28 protein-coding genes are annotated in these 26,705 nt (G+C 72.7%); 11 read left to right on the top strand and 17 right to left on the bottom strand.

The features are described 5' to 3' along the window. Nucleotides 1-201: 201 nt before the first annotated feature. Nucleotides 202-957 (top strand): alpha/beta fold hydrolase, encoded by a 756-nt coding sequence (locus tag AB0383_RS40575; protein WP_366190095.1) that lies wholly within the window; start codon nucleotides 202-204, stop codon nucleotides 955-957. Nucleotides 958-1,096: 139 nt separating this feature from the next. Here AB0383_RS40575 and AB0383_RS40570 read toward each other — a convergent pair whose 3' ends face one another. Next, nucleotides 1,097-1,702, bottom strand: a complete 606-nt coding sequence (locus AB0383_RS40570) for a helix-turn-helix domain-containing protein (RefSeq protein WP_366190094.1) — start codon at nucleotides 1,700-1,702, stop codon at nucleotides 1,097-1,099. Between the two features lie 118 nt (nucleotides 1,703-1,820). Between AB0383_RS40570 and AB0383_RS40565 the strand changes: the two genes are divergently transcribed. Beyond that, nucleotides 1,821-2,579 carry an IclR family transcriptional regulator gene (locus AB0383_RS40565; RefSeq protein ID WP_364177184.1) on the top strand — a complete coding sequence of 253 codons (759 nt, stop codon included), beginning with the start codon at nucleotides 1,821-1,823 and terminating at the stop codon, nucleotides 2,577-2,579. Here AB0383_RS40565 and AB0383_RS40560 read toward each other — a convergent pair. From AB0383_RS40560 to AB0383_RS40540, 5 genes are all read right to left on the bottom strand, one after another. After that, nucleotides 2,554-3,831 carry an MFS transporter gene (locus tag AB0383_RS40560; protein WP_366190093.1) on the bottom strand — a complete coding sequence of 426 codons (1,278 nt, stop codon included), beginning with the start codon at nucleotides 3,829-3,831 and terminating at the stop codon, nucleotides 2,554-2,556. The two genes, AB0383_RS40565 and AB0383_RS40560, sit on opposite strands and share 26 nt — an antisense overlap. A 93-nt stretch (nucleotides 3,832-3,924) precedes the next feature. Next, nucleotides 3,925-4,893, bottom strand: coding sequence for a PDR/VanB family oxidoreductase (locus AB0383_RS40555; protein ID WP_364177190.1), 969 nt, complete (start codon nucleotides 4,891-4,893; stop codon nucleotides 3,925-3,927). After that, nucleotides 4,890-5,402 (bottom strand): hypothetical protein, encoded by a 513-nt coding sequence (locus AB0383_RS40550; RefSeq protein ID WP_364177193.1) that lies wholly within the window; start codon nucleotides 5,400-5,402, stop codon nucleotides 4,890-4,892. Before AB0383_RS40550 ends, AB0383_RS40555 begins: the two co-directional genes overlap by 4 nt. 29 nt (nucleotides 5,403-5,431) lie before the next feature. Beyond that, nucleotides 5,432-6,721 carry a Rieske 2Fe-2S domain-containing protein gene (locus AB0383_RS40545; RefSeq protein ID WP_364177196.1) on the bottom strand — a complete coding sequence of 430 codons (1,290 nt, stop codon included), beginning with the start codon at nucleotides 6,719-6,721 and terminating at the stop codon, nucleotides 5,432-5,434. A 34-nt stretch (nucleotides 6,722-6,755) separates the two neighbouring features. Continuing rightward, nucleotides 6,756-7,865: an alcohol dehydrogenase catalytic domain-containing protein gene (locus AB0383_RS40540; protein WP_364177199.1), complete on the bottom strand. Its 1,110-nt coding sequence runs from the start codon at nucleotides 7,863-7,865 to the stop codon at nucleotides 6,756-6,758. Between the two features lie 198 nt (nucleotides 7,866-8,063). Between AB0383_RS40540 and AB0383_RS40535 the strand changes: the two genes are divergently transcribed. Then, nucleotides 8,064-8,582, top strand: coding sequence for a hypothetical protein (locus AB0383_RS40535; protein ID WP_364177202.1), 519 nt, complete (start codon nucleotides 8,064-8,066; stop codon nucleotides 8,580-8,582). Nucleotides 8,583-8,590: 8 nt separating this feature from the next. Here the strand turns inward: AB0383_RS40535 and AB0383_RS40530 are convergent, their stop codons facing one another. Both AB0383_RS40530 and AB0383_RS40525 read right to left on the bottom strand, forming a co-directional pair. Next, the gene (locus AB0383_RS40530) at nucleotides 8,591-10,045 is read right to left on the bottom strand and encodes an ATP-binding protein (protein ID WP_366190092.1); all 1,455 of its coding nucleotides are present in this window, start codon (nucleotides 10,043-10,045) and stop codon (nucleotides 8,591-8,593) included. Next, entirely contained in the window at nucleotides 10,038-10,730 is a 693-nt protein-coding gene (locus AB0383_RS40525) for a response regulator transcription factor (protein ID WP_364177208.1), read from the bottom strand. The genes AB0383_RS40530 and AB0383_RS40525 overlap by 8 nt, the downstream gene beginning before the upstream one ends. Before the next feature lie 134 nt (nucleotides 10,731-10,864). On the opposite strand from AB0383_RS40525, the gene AB0383_RS40520 reads away from it, so the two are divergent. The 3 genes from AB0383_RS40520 (at nucleotide 10,865) to AB0383_RS40510 (ending at nucleotide 15,228) form a co-directional block, all read left to right on the top strand. Further along, a complete protein-coding gene (locus tag AB0383_RS40520; protein WP_366190091.1) occupies nucleotides 10,865-11,611 on the top strand; it encodes an ABC transporter ATP-binding protein in 747 nt (248 codons plus the stop codon). Beyond that, a complete protein-coding gene (locus AB0383_RS40515; RefSeq protein ID WP_366190090.1) occupies nucleotides 11,611-14,103 on the top strand; it encodes an FtsX-like permease family protein in 2,493 nt (830 codons plus the stop codon). The genes AB0383_RS40520 and AB0383_RS40515 overlap by 1 nt, the downstream gene beginning before the upstream one ends. Before the next feature lie 288 nt (nucleotides 14,104-14,391). Next, nucleotides 14,392-15,228: an alpha/beta hydrolase gene (locus AB0383_RS40510; protein WP_364177217.1), complete on the top strand. Its 837-nt coding sequence runs from the start codon at nucleotides 14,392-14,394 to the stop codon at nucleotides 15,226-15,228. A gap of 54 nt (nucleotides 15,229-15,282) precedes the next feature. Here AB0383_RS40510 and AB0383_RS40505 read toward each other — a convergent pair whose 3' ends face one another. After that, nucleotides 15,283-16,236, bottom strand: a complete 954-nt coding sequence (locus tag AB0383_RS40505; RefSeq protein WP_366190089.1) for an SDR family NAD(P)-dependent oxidoreductase — start codon at nucleotides 16,234-16,236, stop codon at nucleotides 15,283-15,285. Between the two features lie 94 nt (nucleotides 16,237-16,330). On the opposite strand from AB0383_RS40505, the gene AB0383_RS40500 reads away from it, so the two are divergent. Then, a complete protein-coding gene (locus AB0383_RS40500) occupies nucleotides 16,331-16,897 on the top strand; it encodes a helix-turn-helix domain-containing protein (RefSeq protein ID WP_366190088.1) in 567 nt (188 codons plus the stop codon). A gap of 3 nt (nucleotides 16,898-16,900) precedes the next feature. Here the strand turns inward: AB0383_RS40500 and AB0383_RS40495 are convergent, their stop codons facing one another. Further along, nucleotides 16,901-17,740, bottom strand: coding sequence for an SDR family NAD(P)-dependent oxidoreductase (locus tag AB0383_RS40495; protein ID WP_366190087.1), 840 nt, complete (start codon nucleotides 17,738-17,740; stop codon nucleotides 16,901-16,903). 91 nt (nucleotides 17,741-17,831) lie between these two features. Here AB0383_RS40495 and AB0383_RS40490 point away from each other — a divergent pair, with 91 nt between their 5' ends. Together AB0383_RS40490 and AB0383_RS40485 are read left to right on the top strand one after the other, a co-directional pair. Further along, entirely contained in the window at nucleotides 17,832-18,449 is a 618-nt protein-coding gene (locus AB0383_RS40490) for a helix-turn-helix domain-containing protein (protein WP_364177228.1), read from the top strand. A gap of 186 nt (nucleotides 18,450-18,635) precedes the next feature. Further along, entirely contained in the window at nucleotides 18,636-18,851 is a 216-nt protein-coding gene (locus AB0383_RS40485) for a hypothetical protein (RefSeq protein WP_364177230.1), read from the top strand. Here AB0383_RS40485 and AB0383_RS40480 read toward each other — a convergent pair whose 3' ends face one another. The 5 genes from AB0383_RS40480 to AB0383_RS40460 form a co-directional block, all read right to left on the bottom strand. Next, complete coding sequence (locus AB0383_RS40480; RefSeq protein ID WP_364177233.1) at nucleotides 18,852-19,586, bottom strand: GAF and ANTAR domain-containing protein; 735 nt, start codon at nucleotides 19,584-19,586, stop codon at nucleotides 18,852-18,854. Nucleotides 19,587-19,736: 150 nt separating this feature from the next. Next, on the bottom strand, nucleotides 19,737-20,021 hold the full coding sequence (locus AB0383_RS40475) for a hypothetical protein (RefSeq protein ID WP_364177236.1): 285 nt from the start codon (nucleotides 20,019-20,021) through the stop codon (nucleotides 19,737-19,739). A gap of 64 nt (nucleotides 20,022-20,085) precedes the next feature. Continuing rightward, the gene (locus AB0383_RS40470; RefSeq protein WP_366190086.1) at nucleotides 20,086-20,685 is read right to left on the bottom strand and encodes a hypothetical protein; all 600 of its coding nucleotides are present in this window, start codon (nucleotides 20,683-20,685) and stop codon (nucleotides 20,086-20,088) included. After that, nucleotides 20,682-22,217, bottom strand: coding sequence for a DUF4389 domain-containing protein (locus AB0383_RS40465; protein ID WP_366190085.1), 1,536 nt, complete (start codon nucleotides 22,215-22,217; stop codon nucleotides 20,682-20,684). Before AB0383_RS40465 ends, AB0383_RS40470 begins: the two co-directional genes overlap by 4 nt. A gap of 264 nt (nucleotides 22,218-22,481) precedes the next feature. Further along, complete coding sequence (locus AB0383_RS40460; protein ID WP_366190084.1) at nucleotides 22,482-24,032, bottom strand: GAF domain-containing protein; 1,551 nt, start codon at nucleotides 24,030-24,032, stop codon at nucleotides 22,482-22,484. Nucleotides 24,033-24,166: 134 nt separating this feature from the next. Between AB0383_RS40460 and AB0383_RS40455 the strand changes: the two genes are divergently transcribed. Next, on the top strand, nucleotides 24,167-25,003 hold the full coding sequence (locus AB0383_RS40455) for a hypothetical protein (protein ID WP_366190083.1): 837 nt from the start codon (nucleotides 24,167-24,169) through the stop codon (nucleotides 25,001-25,003). A 227-nt stretch (nucleotides 25,004-25,230) separates the two neighbouring features. Here the strand turns inward: AB0383_RS40455 and AB0383_RS40450 are convergent, their stop codons facing one another. Continuing rightward, nucleotides 25,231-25,881, bottom strand: coding sequence for a response regulator transcription factor (locus tag AB0383_RS40450; RefSeq protein WP_364177681.1), 651 nt, complete (start codon nucleotides 25,879-25,881; stop codon nucleotides 25,231-25,233). A 106-nt stretch (nucleotides 25,882-25,987) separates the two neighbouring features. On the opposite strand from AB0383_RS40450, the gene AB0383_RS40445 reads away from it, so the two are divergent. Beyond that, nucleotides 25,988-26,380, top strand: a complete 393-nt coding sequence (locus tag AB0383_RS40445; protein ID WP_364177249.1) for a hypothetical protein — start codon at nucleotides 25,988-25,990, stop codon at nucleotides 26,378-26,380. Nucleotides 26,381-26,386: 6 nt separating this feature from the next. Here AB0383_RS40445 and AB0383_RS40440 read toward each other — a convergent pair whose 3' ends face one another. Beyond that, the gene (locus tag AB0383_RS40440; protein ID WP_364177251.1) at nucleotides 26,387-26,692 is read right to left on the bottom strand and encodes a hypothetical protein; all 306 of its coding nucleotides are present in this window, start codon (nucleotides 26,690-26,692) and stop codon (nucleotides 26,387-26,389) included. Nucleotides 26,693-26,705 lie beyond the last annotated feature (13 nt).

Here is a 26,705-nt window from a genome sequence, read left to right as displayed (position 1 = left end):
TGATGTACTTCGAGTCGCGGGCGCGACGCAGGGGGCGATCAGCTACTCGCACTCCCCCAGCCACCCGAGCGAACCGCGTCGCCGACCTTCCGTTGACCCCGCGACCGGTATTTCCGCCAAGCGGGAAGAAATGCTTGGCGCGCACGCTCGCCCGGGGTTTCCTGGGACACCTGGTTTCCACGGGGCGTTCAAGGAGGAGCAGTGGCCGGAACGCGGTTCGTCCTGGTGCACGGGGCGTGGCACGGAGGGTGGTGCTGGGACGCGGTCGCGGCGGATCTGTGCTCACGCGGGCACCACGTCGACGCGGTGGACCTGCCCGGTCGCACCGACCCGGCCGAAGCCGGCGCCGCGACGCTGGAGCACGCAGTCGCCACGGTGCGCGCGTCTGTCGAGGCGGCGTCCGGGCAGGTCGTGCTCGTGGCCCACAGCCTGGGTGGCATCACGGCCACCCAGGTCGCCGCCCGGGTACCGGAGCGGATCGCGCGGCTCGTATACGTGGGCGCGTTCGTGCCGGGCCACGGGCAGAGCTTCCGCGACCTCGCGTCCACCGAGCAGTTCCGTGTGTCGGTCGTCGCGCAGCACAAGAAGATCGACGTCGTCGCGGGGCTGACGTATCCGCCGGCGCCCCACGAGGTGGAGGCGTTCTTCGAGGCGTGCGATCCGGAGATCGCCCGCGGGGCGGTCGCGCGGCTGGTCCCGGAGAGCCTCGCGTTCGGCACACACCCGGTGTCGCTGCCGGACGGCGCGCTGGACGGGGTGGCCCGGACCTATGTGGAGACGTTGCGGGACAAGGCGCTTCCGATCGCCTCTCAGCGGGCGATGCACACCGCCGCCGGGATCACGGACGTGGTCTCGCTCGACACCGACCACTCGCCGTTCTTCTCGCGGATATCGGAGCTCACCGAACTGCTGCTCGCCACGGCGCCGCGGACCGGGATGACCGCGCCGGTGAGCTGAGGGCGGCGGAGATCGCCGCCGCCGCGTCCCGCAGCGGCCGGGCCAGCGTGGCCAGATCCGGGAACGACGCCGGCGCCAGCAGGGTGAGGGCCAGCGGGACACGGTCCGGGCCGGTCTCGACCCCGACCGACACGGACGACTACCCGACGACGTACTCGGCGTGCGCGGTGGCGTACCCCACCCGCGCCGCGCGGGCCAGCTGCGACCGGACCAGCCCGGGCGCGACGGGGGTGAAGGGCGTGAACCGCGGCAGCCGTCCACTCAGGACGGCCGGCGCGCGGTCCTTCGCCGCACCGGCGAGCAGGATCTTCCCCGCGCTGGTGGCCGACAACGGCAATGGGTCGCCCGACCGGCTCAGCACGACCGTCTCTCCGTGGCCGGCGACGGTGTCGAGGCAGAACAGGCGGGTACCGTCCAGAGCGCTCAAGGCGACCGCCGAGCCGGTGCGCCGCGCGAGCGCGTGGGTGTGGGCCGCGGCCGCCGCGCGGAACTCGCGTTCCCACGGCGCCGCGACACCCAGGCGCCAGATGCGCTCCCCGAGCTGGTACCCGCCGTCGGCTGTGCGGACGAGCGCGCCCGAGCGCAGGAGGTCACCGAGCAGCCGGTGCACGGTCGACACCGGCAGGCTCGCCTCGCGGGCGATCGCGCTCAACGTCGGCGGCGTGGCTGCTTCGGCGACCACGTCCAGCAGTGCGAAGATCCGTGCCGAGACCGAGCGCTTCACCGCGTCGTCGGGGTGGGACACCATGCCCTCCTGTATCAACCTGTGATAATTCGCAATCATGTGATGATAGGCTTCCACCAAGGTCCCAGCCAATGCGTCAGCTTCGGCGGGACTCCCGACGGCAGGTGAGGACACTCGGGTGGCAGGCGCGAAAACCGGAGCGGACAGCGCACGGCGGGCTTTGGAGATGCTGTTCGCGTTCACCGAGCAGCACCCGACGGCGTCGGTGAAGGACCTCGCCGAGAAGGTCGACGTCCCCGTGCCCTCGGCGCACCGCTACGTCGCCATGCTGCGGGAAATGGGCCTCATCGAAGAAGGCAACCGCGGCCGGTACCACCTGTCGATGCGGGTCGCGGCCCTGGGGCGGGCCGCCCGGCAGGCCACGCCCATCGTGGACTTGGCCGAGCCGCACATGCGCCGGCTGGCCGAGCAGATCAGCGAAGCCGTGCTGCTCATGCGGATGGTCGCCGGGCAGCCCGTGTGCTTCCACCGGATCGAGACGCCGAGCCGGTTCCGGCTGTCGTTCGAGCCGGGTCAGCCGCTGCCGCTGCTGCGGGGCGCGAGCGTGCGCCTGCTGCTGGGCGCCAGGACCCCCGCCGAGCGGGCGGTCTACGTCGACGCCGCGCTCGAGTCGGGCGCCCAGCCTCCGGCCCGCGGTCGCGACGAGTTCCTGCGCGAGGTGGAGCACGACGTCGAACGCGGCTGGGCGATCAGCAACGAGGAGATCGACCAGGGCGTGTGGGCCGTTTCGGCCGCGGTGCACGAGGGCGGCCAGGTCGTGGCCGCGATCTCCGCACCCTGCCCGGCGTTCCGGATGGACGACGAACGCCGGGCCCTCGTGATCGACCGCGTGCGCGAGGCGGCGGCGAACCTCAGCCACGCGCTCGACCCGCGCTGACCTGGGCCGGCGCCCCCGCCGGCTCGGGCTCGCCACGGCTTTCGCGCACCCCGAGCATCAGGACCATCGCCAGCAGCGGCCCCGCGCCCAGCGTCGCGAACGCCGCGAGGAACGACCCGGTGCCGGCGAACACCGCGCCGACCACCACGGGAACGATGGTGGTGCCCAGCTGCCACAGGGCGTTGGTCGTGCCGGCCGCGGTCCCCGTGACGGTGGCCGGGACCAGCGTAGGCACGAACGCGACGAGCAAGGTGATCGCCGCGTAGGCGAACAGGCCCAGGATCGCGCCCATCCAGAAGAACGTCGACGTCGCGCCGAGAGTGCCGAACACGATCAGCAGCACGCCGAAGATGCCCGACAGCGCGATGATCGGCAGCTTGCGCTTGTGCGGGAAGAACCGGTCGGCGAGGAACCCCAGCAACGGCTTGGCGATCGCGGCCATGACCGAGAAGATCACCACGACCAGCCCCGCCGTGCCCGGCGAGATGTGGTGGCCCTTGATCATGAGCGCGTTGGCCCACGTGACGAACCCGTAGACGCCCCAGAAGGCGCAGAACCCGGCGAGGCTCACGAACAGCAGGTTGCGGTTGCGCAGCACGAGCGAGAAGTCGGGCAGGAACCGGCGGCGCGCCGAGGTGCTCCGGCTGACCGGCGGTGTGCCGAGCGGGCCGGGTTTGAGCACGAAGTACAGCACCACCGAGAACGCGATCGAGATCCCGCCGAAGAGGTGGTAGCTCGTCTCCCAGCCGTGCCACGCGATCAGGCTCGGCACGATCGCGTTGGCGATGCCGAGGCCGATGGACGTCGCGGTGAGGAAGACGCCGATCACCAGGCCGAGCTCGTTCGGCCGGAACCACGTGGTGACCAGGCGGATGCCGGCGGCGTAGTCGGCGCCGGCGAACAGCCCGACCAGTGCCTGCACGGTGATGCCGAGCACCGCCGACGTCGTGGAGCCGAAGACCATCATCAGCACCCCGGCGCCGAACAGCGACACGGTGAGCGTGCGCCGGCTGCCGATCGCGTCGGACAGCACCCCGCCGACGGCGTTGGACACGACGTAACCGACGTAGTACGCGGTGGCGAACGCGCCGAGGCTCGCGAGCGGCACGCCGAGGCCCTGCCCGACGAAGACCGCGGCCGGGCCCCACGTCGAGCGGTCGATGGAGGTGAGGGTGAAGGAGAACCAGCACGCGAACAGCACGAGCCAGCGGTACTTGGACAGGGCGACCGGGGCCGCCGGGGCAACGCTCATCGTTGAGCCTCCGTGATGGGGTGCCGGGCGGCGCGGACGGGGACACCCGCGCCGCCGGGGAGAGGCGGGACCGGCCGGGAAAGCCGGTCTCCGCTAGAGGTCGAGCACGAGCCGGGCGGACGCGCAGCCGCCGACGCAGATCATCATCGTGGTGTTCTTCGCGCGTTCCTTGGCGCTGAGGAGCGTGTCGCGGTGCACGGGCTCCCCCGCCAGCACCTTGGTCTCGCAGGTGCCGCAGAACCCTTCCTCGCAGGAGGACAGGATGTCCGGGCGTTGGCCGCGCACCGCGTCGAGAATGGACTGTCCGGATCGGACGGTGATGGTCTCGCCGGTCCGCGCCAGCTCAACCTCGAAGGACTCCTGCGCGGTGTCGCTGATCGGCTCGGCGGGTTCGCCGGTGAACCGCTCGAACCGCACCGGCAGAGCGGGGTTCTCCCGCTCGACGGTCTCGGCCAGTGCCGTGAGCAGCCCGCCGGGTCCGCACGCGTACAGCATCGCCCCGGTGGGGGCTGCGCGGACGATGTCCGGCAGGGGAAGCGGCCCTTCGACGTCGTCGCTGCGCAGGTGGATCTCACCGTTGCCGCGCTGCGCGAGCTCGGTCAGCTCGCGCGTGAACGCCAGCGTGTCGCGCCGCCGCCCGCCGTAGTGCAGCTGCCAGGGCACGCCGTGGTCCGCGGCCTGGCGGATCATCGCCAGCAGCGGGGTGATGCCGATGCCGCCGGCGACGAAGACGTAGTGACCGGCGGGTTCGAGCTCGAAGCGGTTGCGCGGCCCGCGGATCCGCAGCTCCCGCCCGAGCCGGGCCGTGTCGTGAATCTCGGCCGATCCGCCACGCCCGGCCGCTTCGCGCAGCACGGCGACGGTGTAGTCGGCCGAACCCGGTTCCCCGCAGAGGGAGTACTGCCGCACGAGCCCCGAAGGCAGCACAACGTCCAGGTGCGCGCCGGGCGTCCACGACGGCAACGGCCGGTCGTCGGCGGCTCGCAGCCGCAGCGACACCACGCCCTCGGCTTCCCAGCGCGCCTGCACCACCCGCACGGCGCGGGTCGTCTCCTCCGTCATCGCGCGGCACCCCCGGCGAGCTCGTCGTCGCGCGCACCACCACGCAGTACTTGCAGGAAAGCGGTCACGAAGGCGTCGTCCTTGAGGATCACCACGTTGTCGGCCGACTCCCGGATCGCGGCGACGGCGAGGTGCGCGGCGGGATCCTCCCACCGCGCCCCGGGACTGACGAGCACCGCGCCGAGCAGCTTCCCGGCCGGCCGCGCCGCGTCGCCGATCTCCCCGACGGCGGCGCGATCGACCTTCGGCAGGTCGAGGGCCAGCAGCACGACGACGTCGGCTTCGTGCACCGCCTGCTCGACGGGGCTGCTCACGGCCCGGCCCGCGCCCGTCGCGGACAGCGGCTCGGGTTCGAAGCGCTGTTGGGAGTGCGGCGGTTCGTCGGCGACGGTGATGCCGGCCAATCCGGTTGCGACGCGGCTCTCGGCCCACGCGCGGGCGTCGGCGTCGAGCGGGATCAGCAGCACGCCGGCTTCGTAGGACCGGCGGGGCCACGAGGGTTCGGCCATGGCCGCGTCCCTCCTTCCGGGGTGCGGGGTCAGATGGACACGAACTCTTCGCCGGGCTGCACGACGAGCGCTTCCTGCGCGCCCTCGTTGAACGGCACCGATTTCGGCAGCAGCACCGAAGCCGAACGGACACGGTGGTGCTCGGCCCGGTCGCCGGGCAGCGGGTCGCCGTTCTCGCCGGCTTCTTCGGCGGCGGCGAGCAGCCTGCGGCGGGCGAGGATGATCGCGGCGTCGCTGGTGCCGAGCCGTTCCCTGGTGCGGTCGACGATCGGGCCCATGCTCTCCTGCAGCGAGAAGTCCTGCGCCGCGATGCCTTCGACGCCGCTGAACGTGCGCTTGCGCCGCTGCGCTTCGCGGTCGATGAGGTAGTCGTTGTCCTTGTTGGCCAGCGTCCGGTACGTGCCGGGCAGGTACTTGGCGTGGATGCCCTCACCACGGCGCATCGAGGCCACCTCGTCCTCGCGTAGGTCGCGCGTCGGGTGGTAGTTGATGCTCCACGCCCAGCAGGTCTCGTCGTCGATCGGCACCCAGGCGTGCGCGCCCAGCGGGTTGTGCGTGCCGAACGGCGGGATGATCGTGTACCACGGCATGATCCACTGCGTGACGCGCCAGTAGTACTCCTCGTCGCCGGCGTTGCGCCGCGCGCCGATCAGCAGGCCGCCGTCGGACTCGATGACCTCGAACTTGGGGCGGGTGTCGGCTTTGAGGTACTCCAGCCCGGCGGTCCCGGCGTGCATCGGGTCGTCGTCCATGTTGAACCGGTGCGCGAAGGAGACGTGGCTGGAGTCGATGCCACCCTCCATCGCCTGCATGAAGTTGGTCTCCTGCAAGCGTTTCGACACGAACACCTGCGAGTCGGCCAGCGTGGCCCACTCCAGCTCGGGCAGGTCCGGCTTGAGCTCGGGCGGGCCGAGGTACGTCCAGATCACGCCACCGCGTTCGACGCAGGGGTAGGCGGTCTGCTTGATCTTCTCGCGGAAGCGGCTCTCCGGCGGCTCCGAGGGCATGTCGACGCAGTTGCCGTCCACGTCGTACTTCCAGCCGTGGTAGGCGCAGCGCAGCCCGCATTCCTCGTTGCGGCCGAAGAAGAGCGACGCGGTGCGGTGGCTGCAGAACTCGTCGATGAGCCCGATCCGGCCCGCGGTGTCGCGGAACGCGATGAGCCGCTCCCCCAGCAGCTGCACGCGCACCGGCGGGCAGTCCGGCTCCGGGATCTCCTCGGCCAGCAGGGCCGGGATCCAGTAGCGGCGCAGCAAGGTCCCCATCTCGGTGCCCTTGTTCGTGCGGACGAGCCGCTCGTTCTGCTCGCGTGTCAGCAACACAGACTCCTTCTCGTGGTGGGTGCGGTTCGGGTCAGGCGGCGGGCCGGACGACGACGTGGGGCGACTCGGGCCCGGTGCCGGCGGCCAGGCGCGTGAGCATCTCGGCAGTGCCGTCTAGGTCGACCTCCACGGTCGGCACGGCGTCGAGGCCGGAGTCGCCGGCGGTGAGCGAGGTGAGGGCGTCGGCGATGGCTTCCGGCGAGCGGCCGCGCACGGCGGCGACGTGAAGTCCTTGCCGGAACAGCGAAGCCGAGTCAAGGGTGATGGGCGCCGGGTTCTTCGGGGACGTCAGCACGAGGCGCCCGCCGTGGCCGAGCAGGGCGACGGCGGGGTCGAGTACGGACGGGTCGCTGCCCACGGTGTCGACGACGACGTCCGCCACGCCTTCCGGGAGGTGTCCGAACCGGACGGTCTCTTCCGCCACGACCACCGGATGCGCTCCCAGCGCCTCGGCCATCTCCAGCCGTTGCGTGTCGCGGGCCAGGCCCGTGACGAACACCCGGCCGGCACCCGCGCGCCGCGCCGCCGCGGCGACCGCGAGCCCGTGGTAACCCGGCCCGAGGACCACGACGGTTTCCCCACCGCGCAGCGCTCCGGCGCCGGTCACCCAGTCGATCGCGTTGGCGTAGGGGAGCACCCAGGCCGCGAGGTCGTCGCTCAGCCCGGACGGCACGCGGTGGGTCACCGCGTTGGCCGGGAGGAACGTGAACTCGGCATTGCCGCCGGTGAGGCCGGGGCGTTCGGCCGCCGGGAGCAGGCCCACGCGCCGGCCGCCGCGCCACAGGTCGGTCTCCGGGCACAGCCGGTAGGGCCCGGTCGCGCACGTCGGGCACCGGCCGCACGGCAGGTACTCCTCCAGCACCACGCGATCGCCGAGGGCCAGGTCACGTCGCCGCGCCGCCTCGGCACCGAGCGCGGCCACGCGGCCGACGACGTGGTGTCCCAGCACCGTCGGCTCCGCGACACCCCGGCCGAACAACCCCACGTCGGTGCCGCAGATCCCCGACGCGATGACCTGCAGCCAGCCTTCGCCGAGCCCGGCCGGCACGAGGTCGAACGAGCGGACCTCCCCCGTCGCGTCCGGCAGCGCCACGCTCGCCCGCGCCGTGGCGGGCAGCCCCGCGCCGTCTGAGCGCGTCATCACGCCACCTCCACCGTCATCACTGCCATGTTATCACTGTGCGATAGTCACAAATCATTTAGTGATAGGACAGTAAATTGCGGGCGCCGAGGACGTCAAGGGCCGTGCAGCTCACCCGGACCGGGCGAGGCGGGCGCGCGGCCCGCGCGGAGACGATGGCGGGCAGACCACCGTCGGCGCGCAGACGAGGAGGCGGACGTGGCCAAGGAAACCGGCGCCGGACGCCACCCCAGGGCGCGGCGGGCCGTCGCGGCCGTCGCGGCGCTGCTCGGCGCGCTCGCGGTCACCACCGCGTGCGCGGGAAACCAAAGTGGACCGACGCCGGCGCCGTCCAGCCCGGCGTCCACTCCGGCCTCGCCCGCGCCGACCTCGCGTGACTCGCGCACCGAGTGCGCCGCCGTCGCCACGGCGGCCCAGAACCTCGCGACCAAGACGGCCTCGCTCGTCACCGGCCAGGCGAGCCGCGACGAGGTGACCACGGCGGCGCGTGACCTGCGGTCGTCCCTCGACGCGGCCCGAGACGTACTCGGCCCGGAAGCGAAGGCCGACCTCGACAACGCCGGAGCGGCGCTTCAGCAGTTGCAGACCGTGCTGACGACCCAGCCGCTCGACGTCACCGCGCTGCGCACGGCCGCGACGCAGGTCGCCACGGCCGTCGGCGCCGTCGTCTCGGCGTGCGGAGGCACGAGCACGCCGAGCACTCCGACAACGACGTAGCGACCTCGTCAGTCCGCGGCCGGCAGTTGCGCGACCAGCCGGGCGCCGGAAAACGAGTCCGCCACCACGAGGGAACCGCCGTGGCGGCGGGCGATCGCCCGTGCCAGCGTGAGGCCCAGGCCGGAGCCACCGGCGTCGCGGGCGCGCGCGTCGTCGAGGCGGGCGAAGCGGTCGAAGACGCGTTCACGATCCGCCGGCGGGATGCCGGGACCGTCGTCGAGGACTTCCAGCACTACGGAGGTGTCGTCGCGACCCGCAGTGACGGTCACGGCGGAGGTCGCGTGGCGCACCGCGTTGTCGAGGAGGTTGCGCAGCAGGCGTTCGAGTTGCACGGGTTCACCGAGCACTCGCGCGGGTCCGTCCACAAAGGATCGAACGGTCGGACTGCCGGGCGCGGCCGAGCGTTCGGCGACCTGCTCACGCACCACGTCCGCCAGGTCGACCTCCACCGGCTCGACGCGACCGGGGTCGATGGCGAGCTGTAGAAGGTCGGCCGTGATGCGGTGCAGGCGCCGGACGTCGAGCAGCGAGCGTTCGGCGACGGCGGGCCAGTCGGCGCGCTCCGGGTGCGCCAGGGCGACCTCCAGGCCGGTCCGCAGATTCGCCAGGGGGCTGCGCAGCTCGTGGCTCGCGTCGGCGACGAATCGTTCCTGCTGTTCGTGGGCCTGCTGCAGGCGGTCGAGCGTGGCGTTGGTCGTGTGCGCCAGGCGCGCGATCTCGTCACGCGAGCGCGGCACCGGCACGCGGCGGCCGAGCTGGCTGCCACTCACTTCGGCGAGTTCGCCGCGGATCGCCTCCACGGGCCGCAGCGCACGACCGGCGGCGAACCACGCGACGAGCGCCGTGAGGAGCACCGCCAGCGGCACGAACACCTCGAGGGTTTTGCCCAACAGCGTCAGTGTGGTGAGCGTGTCCCACGGGAGCACGAACAGGTAAAGCGTCAACCGGTAGTGCGTGCTCGAGGCGGCCCGTGACAATCCGGTGTCCACAGTGGAGCCTTCGCGGCCGAGCGGTTCCACCAGTGCGGCCGGCACGTCGTCGACGACCGTGCCCACCACGGTGTAGGTGCGGTACTCGCGCCACTGCGGGTGGGTTCCCGGGTGCAGCGCGGCGGTCGTGGTGGTCGTCCAGTCGTGCGGCGCGTCGCGAGGGGCCGGCGGCAGCGGCTGCCACGCGGGATCCAGCCGGGTCAAGTTGCCACTGTGGACCACGGCCCGGCCGTCGTCGGCGACCACCTCGAACATCGCGTCGCCGTTGAGAACCGCCGAGTCGAGGACACCCAGGCGGTACCCGTCGGCAACCCGCTCGAGCTGCACCCGGGTCGCCTGCACGGCGTTGCGCGACAGCTGCGTCGCCACGAACTGCCGGATCCCCCACCAGCCCAGCCCGAAGACCAGCACACTGAGCAGCACCGCCGCGAGCGCCGTGCTCCGCCGCACGGACTCGGGCCACCACCTACTCATGCGACGCGCCGGGCGCGTCGGCGACCAGCCGGTAGCCCACGCCGCGCACGGTGGCGATCGTGCGCCGCCCGAACGGCGCGTCCAGCTTGCGCCGCAGCGCGCTCACGTAGACCTCCACGATGTTCGGATCGCCCTCGTACGCGACGTCCCACACCTGCTCGAGGATCTCGTGCTTGGCCACCACGTGCCCTTCTTGGCGCAGCAGGCATTCGAGCACGGCGAACTCCTTCGTGGTCAGCGCCACCGGCGTACCGCCGCGCCGGCAAGTGCGTTTCGCGGGGTCGAGCACCAGGTCGCCGAACGTCAGCGTCGCCGCGGCGCCCGCCCGGCCGCGGCGGGCCAGCGCGCGCAGGCGGGCGGTGAGCACGACGTAGGAGAACGGCTTGCTGAGGAAGTCGTCGGCGCCCGTGTCGAGGGCCTCCGCCTCGTCGTACTCGCCGTTCTTGGCCGTCAGCATCAGGATCGGCGTCGTCACCCCGCGCTCGCGCAGCGCGGCGCAGACCCGGTAGCCGTTGAGCTTCGGCAGCATGATGTCCAGCACGATCACCTGGTACGGGTGCAGTTGCCCCAGTTCCAGCCCCGCCTCGCCGTCGTGGGCGAGGTCCACGGCGTACCCGTCGGCCTCGAGCCCCCACCGCAGCGTCTCGGCCAGCCGCTTCTCGTCCTCGACCACGAGTACCCTCATGGCCCCGATCTTCCCAGAAGCCCGCACAGGTACCTGAAGCGATCTTCAGGGTTCTTCAGGAAGGCTTCAGCACGGCCTCGCCAAGCTCGTGCCGAGGCGCCGAGCGCGGCGCGACGAGGTCGGGGAGAGAGCGGATGCAACCAGACACAGTGGACAGTCCCGTGGCGGCGGGAGTGCGGCAGGTCGTCAAGATCCACGGGCGAGGTGACACGGCGGTGCGGGCCTTGGACCACGTGTCCCTCGACTTCCCGGCACGGCGGTTCACCGCCGTGCTCGGGCCGTCGGGCTCCGGCAAATCCACGCTGATGCACTGCCTCGCCGGACTGGACACCGTGGACTCGGGCAGCGTCCGGATCAGACGGACCGAACTCACCGGGCTCTCCGACGCGGCGCTCACCCGGCTGCGCCGCGACCACGTCGGATTCGTGTTCCAGTCGTTCAACCTGCTGCCGACGATGACGGCCGAGGAGAACATCCTGCTCGGCCTGCGCCTGGCCGGCCGCAAGCCCGACCCGGCGTGGTTGCGGGTGGTCGTCGACGCGCTCGGCCTGCGGCAACGCCTGCGCCACCACCCTGGGGAACTGTCCGGCGGCCAGCAACAGCGCGTGGCATGCGCCCGGGCGCTGATCGGGCGGCCGACGGTCGTGTTCGCCGACGAGCCCACCGGCAACCTCGACTCGCGCTCCGGTGCCGAGGTGCTCGGCTTCCTTCGCGCGTCGGTGCGCGAGCTCGGCCAGACGGTGGTGATGGTGACCCACGATCCCGTCGCCGCCTCCTACACCGACCACGGCGTGCTGCTGGCCGACGGTCGCGTCGCCGCCCACGTGCCCCGTCCGACGGCCGACTCCGTGCTGGCCGCCCTGACCGGCCTGGGGGTGTGATGCTGCGCGTCATCGCCGCGGGGGTCCGGGCCCGGCCCCTGCGCCTGCTGCTCTCAGCCGTCGCGATCGCCCTCGGCGTGGCGTTCGTGTCCGGTTCGTTCATCCTCTCCGGGGCCGTCGGAGCCGGGCTCCGCGACGCCGTGTCCGTCCAGTTGCGCGGGGTCGACGCCGTCGTCAGCCAGACCCGCGGCGCGGCCTTGGACGACGCGCTGCTCGCGAAGGTGCGCGCAGCGCCCGGCGTCGCAGCGGCGGAGGGCCGCGTCACCGTGAGCGCGCCGATCCGCGACGCCTCCGGGCACGCGACCGACGCGGCCGCCACCGCGCTGCCCGCCGACGCCGCGTTGCGGCCGTTCGACCTGGCGGGTGGCCGGTTCCCACAGCAGCCCGGCGAGCTCGCGATGGAGGAGACCACCGCCGAGGGCTTCTCGCTCGGGCAGCGGACAACGCTGTTCGACCAGCAGGGCAAAGAACACGCCTACACCCTCGTCGGCACCTTCAGCCGGCCGACCGACGCCGGGATCGGGGCCGACGACCTGGTCCTCACACCCGAGGGGCTGCGCCAGGTGGCACCCGGCGCGGAGTTCGACGAGATCGTGGTCCGGGCGGCGCAGGGGGTCGCCCCGCCGCAGCTCGTCACCGACCTCGACCGGGCGGTCGGTGGCCACGGGATCTCTGTGACCGCCGGCAGCAAAGCCGCCGCCGAACTTCTGAGCACGACCGCGCCCGACTCGGCGGGACTCACCAAGTTCTTCACCGCGTTCGCCGTGCTGGCGATGATCGTGGCCGCGATGGTGATCGCCAACTCGTTCACGATCCTGGTCGCGCAGCGCGCGAACGAGCTGGCGCTGCTGAGGTGCGTGGGCGCCGGGAAACGGCAGGTCTTCGGCGCGGTGCTGGGCGAAGCGGCCGTGGTCGGGGTGGTGGCGTCCGTCGTCGGACTGTTCGGCGGGCTCGGGGTCGCCGCCGCATTGCAGGTGATCACCGGCTCGCCGGGAGCGCCGGTCCACGTCCCGCTCACCGCGCGGACCGCGGTGCTGGCGCTCGTCGTCGGCGTGCTGGTCACGGTGCTGGCAGCCGTGCCCCCGGCGCGGGCCGCGACGCGCGTGGCGCCCGTGGCGGCGTTGCGAAAGCCGGTCGAAGGACGCCAGGCCCGCGCGGGACGGCCCCGCGCGATCGTCGCGGCCGTGCTGTTCGTGGCCGGAGTCGGGGCGGCGGTGGCCGCGCTCGCGGCGGAGACCCAGGACGGCGCGGTGCTGGCCGTCGGTGCGATGGTCGCGTTGCTCGGCGCACTGCTCACGGTCGGGCCGCTGCTGGCCGGGCCCGCTGTGCGGGTGCTGGGCGCCGTCACCTCACCGGTGCTGGGTGAGCCCGCGAAGCTCGCGGCGCTCAACGCCGATCGCAACCCGCGTCGCACGGCCGCGACCGCCGCGGCGCTGACCATCGGGCTGGCCGTCGTCGCGCTCGTGACCACGGTGACCGCAGGCGTCGAGGCCGGCCGCGGCCAAGGCGTGGAGCAGCAGCTGCGAGCAGAGCTCACGGTGACCTCGGTGGTCAACGGGCAAGAACTGCCGGCGACCCTGCCTGCGACGCTCGCGGCGGTGCCGGGGGTCGCGGCCACGGCATCGGTCACCGAGTTCACGGGCGACCTCGGCTCGCTCGGTGGCTACGGCATGACCGCCGTGCGCGGTGACGCGCTCGGCACGCTGCTGCGACCGGTGGTCCTCTCCGGCGCGCTCGACCGGCTCGGCCCCGGCGAGCTCGCCGTGAGCCGGCAGCTGTCCGAAGAGACCGGGCTCTCGGCAGGCGCGACCGTGCGCACGGCTTCCGGGTCGTCGCTGCGGGTCGTGGCCGTTTACGACAGCGTCGACGCGCCGGGCGCCGACCTCGGCCTCGCGCTCGTCGACCTGGGTGAGCTGCCGAAGATCGCGATGCCGGACAGCGAACACGACGGCAGTGTGCTGGTGAAACTGGCGAATGGCGCCGACACCGACCAGGTCGGAACCGCGTTGGATCGGGCGCTCGAACCGACTCCGCTGGCGAAGCTGAAGACGATCGCGGACCTGGAAGACCAGCTGTCGGCGCCGCTGCGCAGCACGCTCGACCTGCTGTGGGCGCTGACCGCGCTCGCCGTGCTGATCGCGTTCGCCGGGATCGCCAACACGCTGTCGCTCTCGGTCCTCGAACGCACGCGCGAATCGGCCCTGCTGCGCGCTCTCGGCCTGACGAGGGGCGGGCTGCGTGCGGCACTGGCAGCCGAGTCGGTGTTCGTCGCGGTGTTCGGCGCGGCCTGCGGCCTGCTGCTCGGTGTCGGTTCGGCGTGGCTGATCGCTCGCGTGGCCTCCACGGACGCCGAGCCTGTGCTCTTCACGCTGCCCTGGGCCCGGCTCGCGGTGCTGCTGGCCGCCGCCGTGCTCGCCGCCCCGATCGCCGCGGCCCTCCCGGCCCGTCGCGCGGCGCGGGGCTCGCTCACCGCGGGGATGGCCGCGCGGTGACCGGGTCCGGCTGTCCACTGAGGACGTCCGTTCTTACCCCCGGCGGTGGACGATCGTGAACCGGCCACCGCCGAAAAACTGCCTCACCGGCCGAGTTCCGTTGTCCGATAAGAGAACTCCGGCGAACGACACGCAGTTCACGGCGCCGGACCCTGGAAGTTCACCGGTCGCGGTATTGCCGCCACACCACCGCGCCCGACTAGCGTTCACGTCGGCAGCACCGGTGCCGGCAACGACGCCACGCCCGAGGCTCCATACCCACTCCGTTCGGCAACGAGAGGACAGCTCATGCCCAAGGTGACAGTCGGGGAAGAAAACGGCGCGCCGATCGAGCTCTACTACGAAGACCACGGCGCGGGCCGCCCGGTCGTGCTGATCCACGGCTGGCCGCTGTCGAGCCGTTCGTGGGAGGGCCAGGTTCCGGCGCTGGTCGAAGACGGCTACCGCGTGATCACCTACGACCGCCGCGGCTTCGGGCAGTCGTCGCAGCCGTGGGACGGCTACGACTACGACACCCTCGCCGACGACCTCGACAAGCTCCTCGCGGCGCTCGACCTCACGGACGTCACGCTCGTCGGCTTCTCGATGGGCGGCGGCGAGGTCGCGCGTTACGTCGGTCGCTACGGCACCGGCCGCGTCGCCAAGGCCGTGTTCGCCGCGGCCGTGCCGCCGTACCTGTTCAAGGAGGACGGGAACCCCGACGGCGGTCTCGACGAGGCCGCGCTCACGGGCTTCCACGACGGGATCCGCGCCGACCGCCCCGCCTTCGTCGAAGGGTTCGTCACGAACTTCTTCTCCGTGAAGGGCCGCACCGACCTGGTCAGCCCTTCGGTGCACGCCTACAACACGGTGATCGCCGCGTTCGCCTCCCCGAAGGGCACTCTGGACTGCACCACCGCGTTCACCAAGACCGACTTCCGCGACGACCTGAAGGCCTTCACCATCCCGACGCTGGTCATCCACGGCGACTCGGACGCGATCGTGCCGTTCGAGGTCAGCGGGAAGCGGACCGCGGAGGCCATTCCCGACAGCCGGCTCGTGCTGGTCGAGGACGCCCCGCACGGCCTCAACGTCACCCACGCCGCCACCTTCAACGCCGAACTGCTCACGTTCCTGCGCGAGTGACGGCCCGCGCCGGTGTGGTGCATCCGTGCACCCGGCACCACACCGGCGTGCCGGTCAGACGACCGGATAACCCGCTTCGGCGAGCAGTTCCGCCGAAAGCGTCCACAGCCGCCGCGCCTTCGCCGGGTCGAGCGCGAAGTCGGCGACGCCGCGCCGCACCCCGGCGGTGAACGGCTCGGCTTCCTCGCAGTCCTCGAAGTACTTCCCGGTCACGCCGTCCACGAGCGGCGACGCGGCGAGCAGCACCGAGGTCGCGGCGCCCTGCGGGATGTCCTTCACGGACACGCCGGTCGCGCCCGAGGGATCGAAGGCCGAAGGCGGATTGTCCATGTGCCGGCCCAGGTTCGTCGACCAGATGCGGCCCGGGTTGAGCGCGTTGACCGCGATCCCCTCGGCCGCCCAGAGCCGGGCGGCCTCGACGGCGAAGAGGATGTTGGCGGTCTTCGACTGACTGTAGGCCGCCCACGGGTCGTACGGCGTGCGAGCGAAGGAGACGTCGTCGAAGACGACCTCGCCGTTGCCGTGTCCCACCGAGCTGACCACGACCACGCGGGCGTGGGCCGCCGCGGCGAGCGCTCCGTGCATACCGGTCGCCAGCTGGAAGTGGCCGAGGTGGTTGGTGGCGAACTGCAGCTCCCAGCCTTCCGCCGTCCGGCGCTCGGGTGTGGCCATCACGCCGGCGTTGGCCACCAGGATGTGCAGCGGCCCTTCCCAGGCCGCCACGAACGCGCTGACCGAAGCCGGGCCGGCCAGGTCCAGCGTGGCCACGTGCACGGCCGCGTTGCCCGTGCTCGCCACGATCTCCCGCGCCGCCCGCTGCCCCGCCGCCGGGTCGCGCACGGCCAGGGTCACCTCCGCGCCGGCCGACGCGAGCGCGCGGGCTGTCTCATCGCCGATCCCCGACGCCGCCCCGGTCACGACGGCGCGCCGGCCGGTCAGGTCGACCCCGGCGACCACCTCGGCCGCCGTGGACGTCGCGCCGAAAGGCGAGGTCACTCGCTGGGTCATGGTGCTGTCTCTCTGCTCCGCTAGCCTCATATATGGAGCCGGTTCCACTTACGACTATAAGTGGATTCGGGTCCACTTAGCAAAGAGGAGTGGCGTGACGAACACCGGACGGTCGCTGAGGGCCGACGCGCAGGAGAACCAGGACCGCATCCTCGAGGCCGCGGCGCGCGCGTTTTCCCGCCAGGGGGCGGACACCTCACTCAAGGCCACCGCGAAGGAGGCCGGCGTCGGCATCGCCACGCTGTACCGGCGGTTCCCGGCCCGGGAAGACCTCGTGGAGGCGACCTACCGCAGCGAGACCGAACGTCTGGCCGGATCCGCCGCGGACCTGCTCGCCGAGCTGGCACCCGACGCCGCCCTGCGCGCGTGGGCGGAGCGGTTCGTGGACTACATGCTCACCAAGAACGGGATGGCCGAAGCGCTGCCCGGCATCCTCGCCGCCCGCGAAGGCCTGCGCACGCACAGCCGCGACCTGCTGCGCACGGCGATCGACCGCATGCTGACCGCCGCGGCCGAAGCCGGGACGCTGCGCGCCGACGTCCCGGCCGACGACGTGGTGATGGCGATCGGCGGCGTCACCCTCATCGCGGGACACGAAGACCAGCGCGAGCTGGCGTCGCGGCTGCTGGACCTGGTCGTGGCCGGCCTCCGGCCACGCTGAGCCTCAGGCGGTCTTCGAACCGACGAGCTCGGCCGAGCGGTCCCACAGCCGGCGCGCGAGGTCGTCGTCGGTCGCCTGCGGGTTCACGCGCCGGGCGGGCTTGCCGCGCTCGTAGTACGCCCCGGACTCCCAGTCGACGCCCGGCGCCGTGGTCGCCAGCCAGACCAGCTGGCGCGCGCCCTTCTCCGGGCTCACCATGACCATCCGGCCGAGCGGGTTCGTGTAGACCAGCCGGAAGAAGCTGGAGCTCTCGGTCGCGAAGGCCGTGGCGACCGCACCGGGGTGGAAGGCCGCCGCGGACAGGCCCCGCGCATGGAAACGGGCGTGAAGCTCGCGGGTGAACAGGATGTTCTCCAGCTTCGCGGTGCCGTAGGCCTTGTGCGGGGTGAACGCCGCGTCGTGATCGAGGTCGTCGAGGCGCAGGTTGCCGAAGAGCCGGGCACCGGAGCTCGACGTCTGGATCACCGACGCGCGCGACGCCAGCAGCTTGTCCATCAGCAGCGTGGTGAGCAGGAATGGCGACAGGTGGTTGACCTGCAAGGTCTTCTCGAAGCCGTCGGCAGTTTTCGCGCGGTCGCCGAAGATGCCGCCGGCGTTGTTCACCAGCACGTCGATGCGCAGGTGGGCCGCGTCGAGCGCGGCGGCAAGGTCGCGCACCTGCGCGAAGCGCGCGAAGTCGGCGGTGTGGTGCTCAACCCCGAGCTCCTTGGCGACGGCCTCGGTCTTGGCGGGCGAGCGCCCGACGACCACGACCCGGTGGCCGTCGGCGTGCAGGCGGCGGGCCGCGGCCGCACCGATGCCGTCACTGGCACCGGTGATCACGATCGTCTTCGGTCCGGACATGACGCTCCTCGTTCTCGGCTTGCTTCATTGGCACTGTACGACACTTGTGGCACTCAGTGCCAACTCTGCCGGACGCTGCTAGGGTGGCCCGGTGACCGACCACCGCCCCGGCCTGCGCGAACGGACCCGCAGGGCCGTGCAGCAGGACATCACCGAGGCCGCGCAGAGGTTGTTCGTCGAGCACGGCTACGAGCGCACGACGATGGACGACGTCGCCGAGGCCGCGGGCCTGTCGCGGCGCAGCCTGTTCCGCTACTTCCCCACCAAGGAAGACCTGATCGTCGGCAAGTTCGAGGTGCTGGCCGAGACGATGGTCGAGCGGCTGCGCGAGCGGCCGCTCGACGAACCGGCCTGGACCTCGCTGCGCCGGGTGTTCGACCTGCTGGTGCCCTACGTCGACGCGCCCGGCAAGCACGAGGTCGCCGAGCCCATGCAGCGCATTGTCTTCGCGACGCCCGCACTGCTGGCGAGCTACCTCGAGAAGCTGCACCGCATGGCGGCGGCGGCCGAGATCGTGCTGCGCGAACGCGCCGAAACCCGTGGCACGCCGTCCGACCCGACCGACCCGGCGCTCCCCGCCGTCGCCGGCGCCGCGTTCTCGTGCCTGCTCGCCGCGCAGCACGCGTGGCTCGCCGGCGGGGCCGCGGAGACGTTCGCCGCGTGCCTCGACCGGTCGATGGCCGCCGTCGCCCCCGCCGGGAAGGCTTGATCCGTACCGGTTTCCCCCACGTCGGCGGCGATTTTTCGTGCCAGCACTGCCCTGCGGCGGCCGGCGACCGCTGAAATCGTTGCCGCGGAAGGTGTGTCCGAGTCCCGCACAACGGCACATCGAGCGCGTAGGGTGCGAAGAGCCGCCCCTGCCCCCGGCGGCGAGCCAACGGGGTGAGGGGCCGCCGTGGATTCCGTGGACTTGACGGGCATCGCCGAACCGCACCTGAGCACCGTGGCCGCCATCGTCGGCTACGTGCGCCAGGGCCGGTTCACCGAGGCCGAGGCACAGAGGATGATCGACCGCCTCCGGGCGCGAGGTCCGGAATGTCCACAAAGGACGGTCGGATCCGGACTGCCGATCGCCGGGGAGAAAGCTCCGGCGGAGCGGGCGAGCCCGTGATCAGTTCCCGCGGTACGCCCGCGTCAGCACCACAGCCGGGTCGAGCTCGCGTTCGGCCAGCGAGCGGGCGACTTCGCTGAGCCGGGCGTTGTTGCTGCGCGCGTACCGGCGCAGCGCGCTGAACGCGTCCGCCATCGACAGGCGCCCGCTGACCGACAGCACACCCTTCGCCTGCTCGATGATCACGCGGCTGCTCAGCGCCGACTGCAGCTGGCCCGAGAGCACCTCGCCGCGGCGGATGGCGCGTTGCTGCAGGATCCCGATCGTGGCGGTGTCCGCGAGGCACTGCGCCAGCTCGAGGTCCTCGGCCGGTACCGCCGTGCGGCCGAACAGGTTCAGCGCACCGATCGTCAGCCCTCGCAGCCGCAGCGGCAGCGCGTCCACCGAGGCGAACCCCGCCCGTCGCGCCGCTGCAGCGAACCGTGGCCACCGCTGGGTGTCCGCGCCGATCGAGGCCGCGTGCACCGCGGCCCCCGACCGGAAGCAGTCCACGCCTGGGCCCTCGTCGACACCGAGCTTGACCAGCTCCCGCAGCCCGTCCTGCTCCGCCGGGGACGCCAGCGCCCGGAGGATCCCCTGCTCGTCGGCGAACGTCAGCCCGGCCGCCCCGACCTCGAGCAGCTCGACGCACCGCTGCGTCAGGCTCTGCAACAGGTCGGCTACGTCGTACCCCTCGACCAGGGTGTCCGCCATCGTGACGAACGCCCGGATCACCAGCCGTTCCCGGTCGGCCACGGCGGTCACCTCCCCGATCTCGCACGTAAGTGCCCATATTGGCCCTTTTTCCTCGGACGCGTCCAATTCCAGCCGGGCGATAGCATGCGGTCCCTCACCCAGTGAGAACTGCGTTTGCGCGAGAGGGGCGCGACCGGGGTCACGCCGAGGTCACCGACCCGCGTTCTCGATCAGGAACGTGTAGTGGCCCTCCAGGTCCTCCCGGACGTCGAGAACCTTCTCCGCGAGCCCCACCCTGGCCTCGCGCGAAAGGAACAGCTGCGTGTCGTCGATCGCGACGACGTCATCGCCCGTGCCCGGACACGTCGCCACCTCCACCTCGACCGCCGCCCCCGCACGGGGCGGCCCGTCGAGGACCAGGCGGCAGCCACCGCGCCGCCCGACGTGGTGGGCCTCGGTGATCCGGTCGATCGCCGCGATCGCCGATCGGGTCATGGTGAGCATCCGCCATCCCGCCTTCCTCCGGTCGTTTCTCCGGTCGTTCTTCGTCTCCGGCCGGTCAGGATCTCGTCTTGCCGTCCAGCTCCAGCGTCCACTCCCGCTCCCAGTGCCTGAGCCGCATGCGGTCGAGCCCGAGGACGAGGACTCCGTAGAGCAGGCTCAGCAGCGCGCAGAACCCCGCCCACACCCCGAATCCCGTCATCACGCCCTCGACCGGGGCCGTGCGCGGGTCGAGCGGCGGCGGCACCTGGTCGCCGGCACGGTCGAGCCACACCACGACCGGGTCGCCGGCCTTGGTAAGCGGGTCCGCGTCGACCTGCGCGACGCGGAAACCGCCGCCGGGCAACCGCCACCGGGCGTCGCGCGGCTGGGGTCCACTCGGCAGGCCGTCGGGGCCGACGGCCTGCTGCGGCGGCCCGTCGACGAGCAGCGTCGCCTCGACGCGGTGGCGGCTCGCCGCTTCCTCGGCGGCCTGTTTTCCGCGCTGCGCGGCGGTTTCCGACCCGAGGACGCCGGCGAACGGCACCGCCACCACCGCGAGCACCACGAAGGCGGCCAGCACCGCCGCCTGGAACCGGTCCGACGGCCGGACCACCACGTCGCCCCGCGGGAACAGGGCGTGCCACATCCGCCTGAACCAGTCGGCCGAACGGTTCACGGTCCTCGCCTCCCGTCGCCGGGACCTCCTTCGGTCACCGGCACGGGCGTGCGCGCCCGGTGCGCCGAAGCGCCGCGGGCCGCGAGCCAGATGCACGCCACGCCACCGGCCAGGAACACCACGCCGACCACGACGAGCAGCACCGACAGCCAGCCGATCGCCGGCACGGTCGCGCCGGCCTCCGCCTCGACGGCGACGCCGCGGGAGCCGTCGGAGTTCATCACCACGACGGTCCAGTCCCCGTCGCGCACGGGCCACGCCACGGACTGCGTGCCGGGACCAGACGCCTGGCCGGCCCAGATGCCGGCCTGCTGCGGCGGGGTCGTGAGCGCGCCGCCTGGGTTGTCGACGCCGACCGCGCCACGGTCGCCGAGATCGGTCACGGTCGTGTGCTCGACGCCGGCGAGGTACCGCGCCGCGCTCGCGGCGGGCGCGATGCCGATGAAAACGCCCTGCGCGGCGTCCACTGCGGTGGCGCGGATCCGGGTGTCGCCGACGATCGCCGCGAGGTCCGGCCCGCCGGTGCCCAGGCCGTGCAGCTGCACGGGGTCGCTCGCGAGTGCGTAGCCCGAAGCGCTGAACGGGGCCGATCCGGAGAAGTAGCCGTCGGCGTCGCGCCGGTTGCGGTCGGCCCACATCAGCGCGCTGCCGCCCGAGAGGAGACCGGTGGAGAGCAGCACGAGCACCGCGCCGCAGACGGCGGCGGCGACGCGGCCGCCCGTCCAGCCCGTGGCCGCCGGGCCGGATCCGCTCTCCGGTGGTGTGGGGGGCGGGGCGAACGGCTGTGTCTCAGGCTCGATCCCGGACTCGGTCGCGGAACCGCGCGGCGGCTGCGTCAGCGGTTCCGGCGAGGGCGCCGGTCCGCCCGGCTCGCCGCCGCCCAGGTCGAGCCGGAACGGCGGGTACCGGTCGGTCAGCAGCGACACGTAGGCGGCCACCCGCAGCACCCAGCGGTCGAGCCCGAGGATGAAGTCGAACAGCGGGCGCGGGTACTTTCCGGTGAACAGCAAGACGATCGCGGCGATCAGCACCAGGATGCCGACGAGACCGCCGGCCGCCCAGGTGAAGTCGAACCGGCCCGACCGCGTGAACAGCCACGTGCCGCCGCCGACGAACAGCCCCACGAGGATGAGTTGCGGCAGCGCCAGCAGCCACCACTTCACGAGCACGAGCCCGCGGGAGAGCCGTTGCGGGTACTCGACCCGCAGCCGCGCCGGGTACTCGGGCACGTCGCTGAACGTGAACGGCGGGTACCGGTCGGTGCCGAGCGCGGCGTAGGAGTAGTACTGCACGCGGAAGCTCCACCGCAGCACGCCCACGGTGAACTCGAACAGCGAACGCGGATAGCGGCCTGTCACGAGGATCGAGAAGAACGCCGCGATGCCCACGAAGGGGTAGGCGATCCACAGGACCGCCAGGATGAGGTGGTGCGGCAGCGCCAGCAGCCACTTCACGAGCCAGAGCCAGCGCGACAACGGTTCGTCCAGCTCGGCCTCGACTCGGACCGGGTAGACGGGGTAGACGGGGTTCACGGTCGGACCTCCTTCACCTCGGCCACCGGCGAGGCCGCGGGTGCCCGCTTCGGTCCGAAGTGGACTCCGCTGCGCGGAAACCGCCGGAGGTGGGCGGGTGGCGCACTGCGGGTGCGACCCGTGCGGAATCTCCGGGCGCTCGGTGGAGGAGATCCGCCTCGCCGAGATCCGGAGTCGGCGCCGGGCCGCGCCCCAAGGGGAAGGACAGGCTTCGATTGTCGCACGCTGTGACCGCGCCCACCAGGGCCGCGGCCCGCGGGCGCTTCACCGTGACCCTCCGGAGACCACCGCGTGAGCCGGGCGCACGGGGACCGTCCACACGAGACGGGTGCCGCCCGAGGACGGGCACTCCACGCGAAACGTGCCGCCCGCCTCGGTCGCGCGCTGCTCGAGGTTGCGCAAGCCGCTGCGCGCCACGCCCGCCGGCAGGCCCACCCCCGTGTCCGACACTTCGACGACGAGGGCGTCCCCGAGCGTCACGGTGACGGCCAGCTCGCCGGCGCGGGCGTGGCGCAGCACGTTGCTCACGGCTTCGCGAACGACGGCTTCCGCGTGCTCGGCGAGGATCGGCGGCACCCGTTCGAGCGGGCCGGACAGCCGCACGGCGGTGCGGATCGCCGAGTCGCCCGTCGTTTCGGTGACGGCCTGCTGGAGGCTCGCGCGCAGGCCGCCACGGCGCCCCGGGGCCGCGTGCAGCTCGAAGATCGCGCTGCGGATCTCCTCGATGACCTCCTGCAGCTGGTCGATGTGCCGGCTCAGCCGCGACGCGACGGCCGGCGTCCCCGCCCGGCGCAGCGTGTCCCGCATCTGCAGCCCGACCGCGAACAGCCGCTGCACCACGTGGTCGTGCAGGTCTCGGGCGATCCGGTCTCGGTCGGTCATCACGTCGAGCTCGCGGCGGGCGGCCTGGTTCCCGGCGTCGCGCAGCGCGAGCGCTGCCTGGTCGGCGAACGCCGACACGATCTGCGGCTCCTGCTCGTCGAAGCGCGCCGCGCCGGGAGCGCGAACGGCGAGCAGGACCCCGGCGATCGACTCACCGGAGCGCAGCAGCACCACGAGCGCGGGGCCGAGGTCGACGCGCGGGCCGTCGGCGAGGTCCACGGCGAGCCCGGAGACGCTGCGCGGCACGTGGTCGCGCAGCACGGCACCGGACGTCGACCCGGCGACGGGAATCCGGCGGCCGGTGAGGGCGTCGGAATCGGGACCGGCGCAAACGGTGACCACGAGTGCGTCTTCGGTGGCGGGCACGGCGATCAGCGCGTCGACGGAACCGGTGAGGCCGGCGGCGCGGCTCGCGATCAGGCGCAGGACTTCGCTGATCTCGGTGCCGCCGAGGAGAGCGGCGGAGATCTCGCCGGTGGCTTCGAGCCAGCGCTGGCGGTTGCGGGCTTCTTCGTACAGCCGCGCGTTGTCGACGGCGATGCCGGCCGCGGCCGCGAGCGCGGCGAGGGCTTGCTCGTCGTCGTCGGTGAACCCTGTGCCGCTTCGTTTTCCGGTGAGGTAAAGGCGCCCCAGCAGCGTGCCGCGCGCTCGCAGCGCGACGCGAAGCGAAGTGCGGCCGGCTCGACGGGTCCGCGCGCGGTCGAGGTGGTCGAGTTCGGTGACGACGAAGCCGGTGGTGGCGCCGTCGGCGTCGAGCACCGCGAGCGCGCCGTAGCGGGCGTCGACGAGGTCCGCGGCGGTCGCCACGATCCGGCGCAGCGTGCCGTCCAGCTCCAGGCCGGCGGACAGCCCGAGGACGGCCGTGAGCAGCGCGTCCAGCCGGTCGCGTTCCCCGGCCGGAGCGGTCGCGGATACCCGGTCGATCTCCGGCATCCCGTCACTGTGGCACACCGGTCCGGGCCCGGGGTCACCCGTGAACGGCGACCTTGGACCCGGCGCGCGGGACGTTCGGCACTAGCCCGGCCCGCCGCGCGGGCGCAGGGTGGGATCGGAGGCGGAGGTGACCCATGAAGGCCGGAGTCATACCCGTCGGGCGGCTGAGCGCGCGCCAGGTCCGGACCGTGCTGCTCGCCGCGACGACCCCGCCGCCCCTGCACGACACCCGGCCGTGGCGGTTCCTGTGCACGCCGGGGTCCATCGAGCTCCACGCCGGCCCGCCCGCGGGCGGCCGCCGTGGGCAGCTGCTGGACTGCGGCGCGGCCCTGCTGAACCTCCGGCTCGCGGTGAAGGCCCAGGGCTGCCACCCCGACGTGCGGCTGCTGCCCGCCGCCACGCGGCCCGACTTGCTCGCCGTCGTGCGCCCGCGCGGGCTCGAACCGGTGACGCCGATCGACCGCCGCCTCGTCGAAGCCATCCGGCTCAGGCGCGGCAACCGCAGCCCGTTCAGCGCGGCCCTGGTGCCCCCGGCGGTGCAACGCGAACTTCGCAAGGCGGCCGAGCTCGAACGCGCCTGGCTCGCCACGATCGGCGACGCACAACTGCCGCAGCTGTGCGAAATCATGCTTCCCGCGGGCGCCGCGTACACCGACTTCGCCGCGGCGCCCGGGCGATTGCTCGTCGCCGTCGGCTCGCTGCACGACACCCCGCTCGCCCAGCTGCAGGCCGGCCAGGCCGTGCAACGCGTCCTGCTCACGGCGGCGGCCGCCGGGTTGTCCGCCGCCCACTGGTCCGACACCCTCACCCCCGCCCGCCGCCGGGACCTGCGCCGCCTTCTCGGCGGCGGCATGTGGCCCCAGACCCTGCTGCGCCTCGGCCACGGGGCGCCCGTCCCTTTGCGACCCCACATCGGTCTCGACGCAGTGGTCGCGAGCGACGAACGCCCGTTCTCCCGCGGCTGGCCGTGATCCCCCGGCCCGAGCGGAGTGCACCGACACACGCGGAGAACGACCGTTCTCTCCCGATCGACCGTGATCACCGGCCCGCACAACGCTTTTCGCCAGACCGGCGGCCGGCCGCGCGGCGGCACGGTGTAGTGCAGGTGCACCACCGCACCGGTTTCGGTGACCTCGCGTGCGATACCCGGTGAAATCGCGACCTCCTGAGGGGAACGGACGTTCTCCCGCAGCAGTGATCAGCCTCCGGCGCGGCGTTCCTCGTCGTGGAGCGCGGTGACGAGAACAGCCGCCTGGGTGCGGCGTTCCACACCGAGTTTGGCGAGCAGGCGGGAAACGTAGTTCTTCACCGTCTTCTCCGCCAGGAACATCCGTTCGGCGATCTGCCGGTTGGTCAGCCCTTCGCCGATGAGGTCCAGCAGCACGCGCTCCTGGTCGGTCAGCGCGGCGAGCGGGCCGGGGCCTCGGGTACTCTCGCGCAGCTTCGCCATCAGGGCGGCGACCGCGCGTTCGTCGAGCAGGCTGTGGCCGGCCGCGACGCGGCGGACGGCGTCGACGAGCTGGAGTCCCTTGATGTCCTTGATGACGTAGCCGTCGGCGCCGGCCAGGACCGCGTCGACCATCGAGCGCTCGTCGGTGAAGGACGTGAGCATCAGGCAGCGCAGGCCGGGCAGCGTGGCGCGCAGGTCGCGGCACAGGCGGACGCCGTCGCCGTCGGGGAGGCGGACGTCGAGTACCGCGACGTCCGGGCGCACAGCGGGAATCCGGGCCAGTGCCTCGGCGACGGAGGCGGCCTGGCCGGCCACCGTGAGGTCGTCCTCGTCCTCCACGAGGTCGGCCACGCCGCGGCGCACCAGCTCGTGGTCGTCGACGAGGAAGACGGTGATCACCCGCGGTCCGGCCACGGACCGAGGTTACGCCCCGCCCGGCCGGTTAGACTGGCCGAACAAGTGGACCCCAGCCCCCGGTCACCGCGGATTCGGGGAGAGGCGCGGGATGTCCGTGGAGAACCAGCCGAAGGCCGACGTACCGCAAGCCCTTGCACCGCCTGGGGTTTCGCGAGTGCGCACGCTCGTGAGCGCAGGGCTCGTGACCGTCGAGGTCTCCGGCGCGCTCAGTCCCGCCGGTGACGCCGTGCTCGCCGCGCACCTCGCCGAAGCCGTGACCCTGCGCGCCGCGGCCGTGGTGGTGGACCTGACGGCGTGCACCTCCCTCGGCCCGGAGTCCGTGGCCGCGCTCGCCGGCGAACGGTTCCGCGTGCGCGCCGGAAACCCCGGTGTGACAAGCGTCCTCGACAGGGCGGGAGTCGCCCACGAAGCCCCCGACGACTCCGTGGAATCTCCCCCGCCCGGCCCGACGACCGTCATCCGGTCCGGCGCCGCACGCTGAACCCGCTCAGGCGCGCCGGTGGCGCCCGACGTGAAAAACCCGCCAGGGCAACGAACGCGGCCGGTTCCCCGCCGAATGGCGGTTACGGCCCGATGCCACGTCGGTGACGTCCGTGACCGGAACCAGTTTGCTGGAACTCGGATCCGGGGTTTCGGCGTCGACGATCGGCACGTGCGAAACCGCCGCCGCGTCGACGCACTCGCCCGCGACCACCCCGGTCCGCACGGTCACGCCGTCGTCTTCCCGAGCCAGGTAGGCGAACTTCCGCCCCACCGCGAACGGCGCGGTTTCCGTCTCGATTCCGTTGGTCATCCGCCTCCACCCT

It is taken from the genome of Amycolatopsis sp. NPDC051373 (genome assembly GCF_040689465.1).
Classification (GTDB): domain Bacteria; phylum Actinomycetota; class Actinomycetes; order Mycobacteriales; family Pseudonocardiaceae; genus Amycolatopsis.
This window is presented reverse-complemented; position numbering and strand designations above follow the sequence as displayed.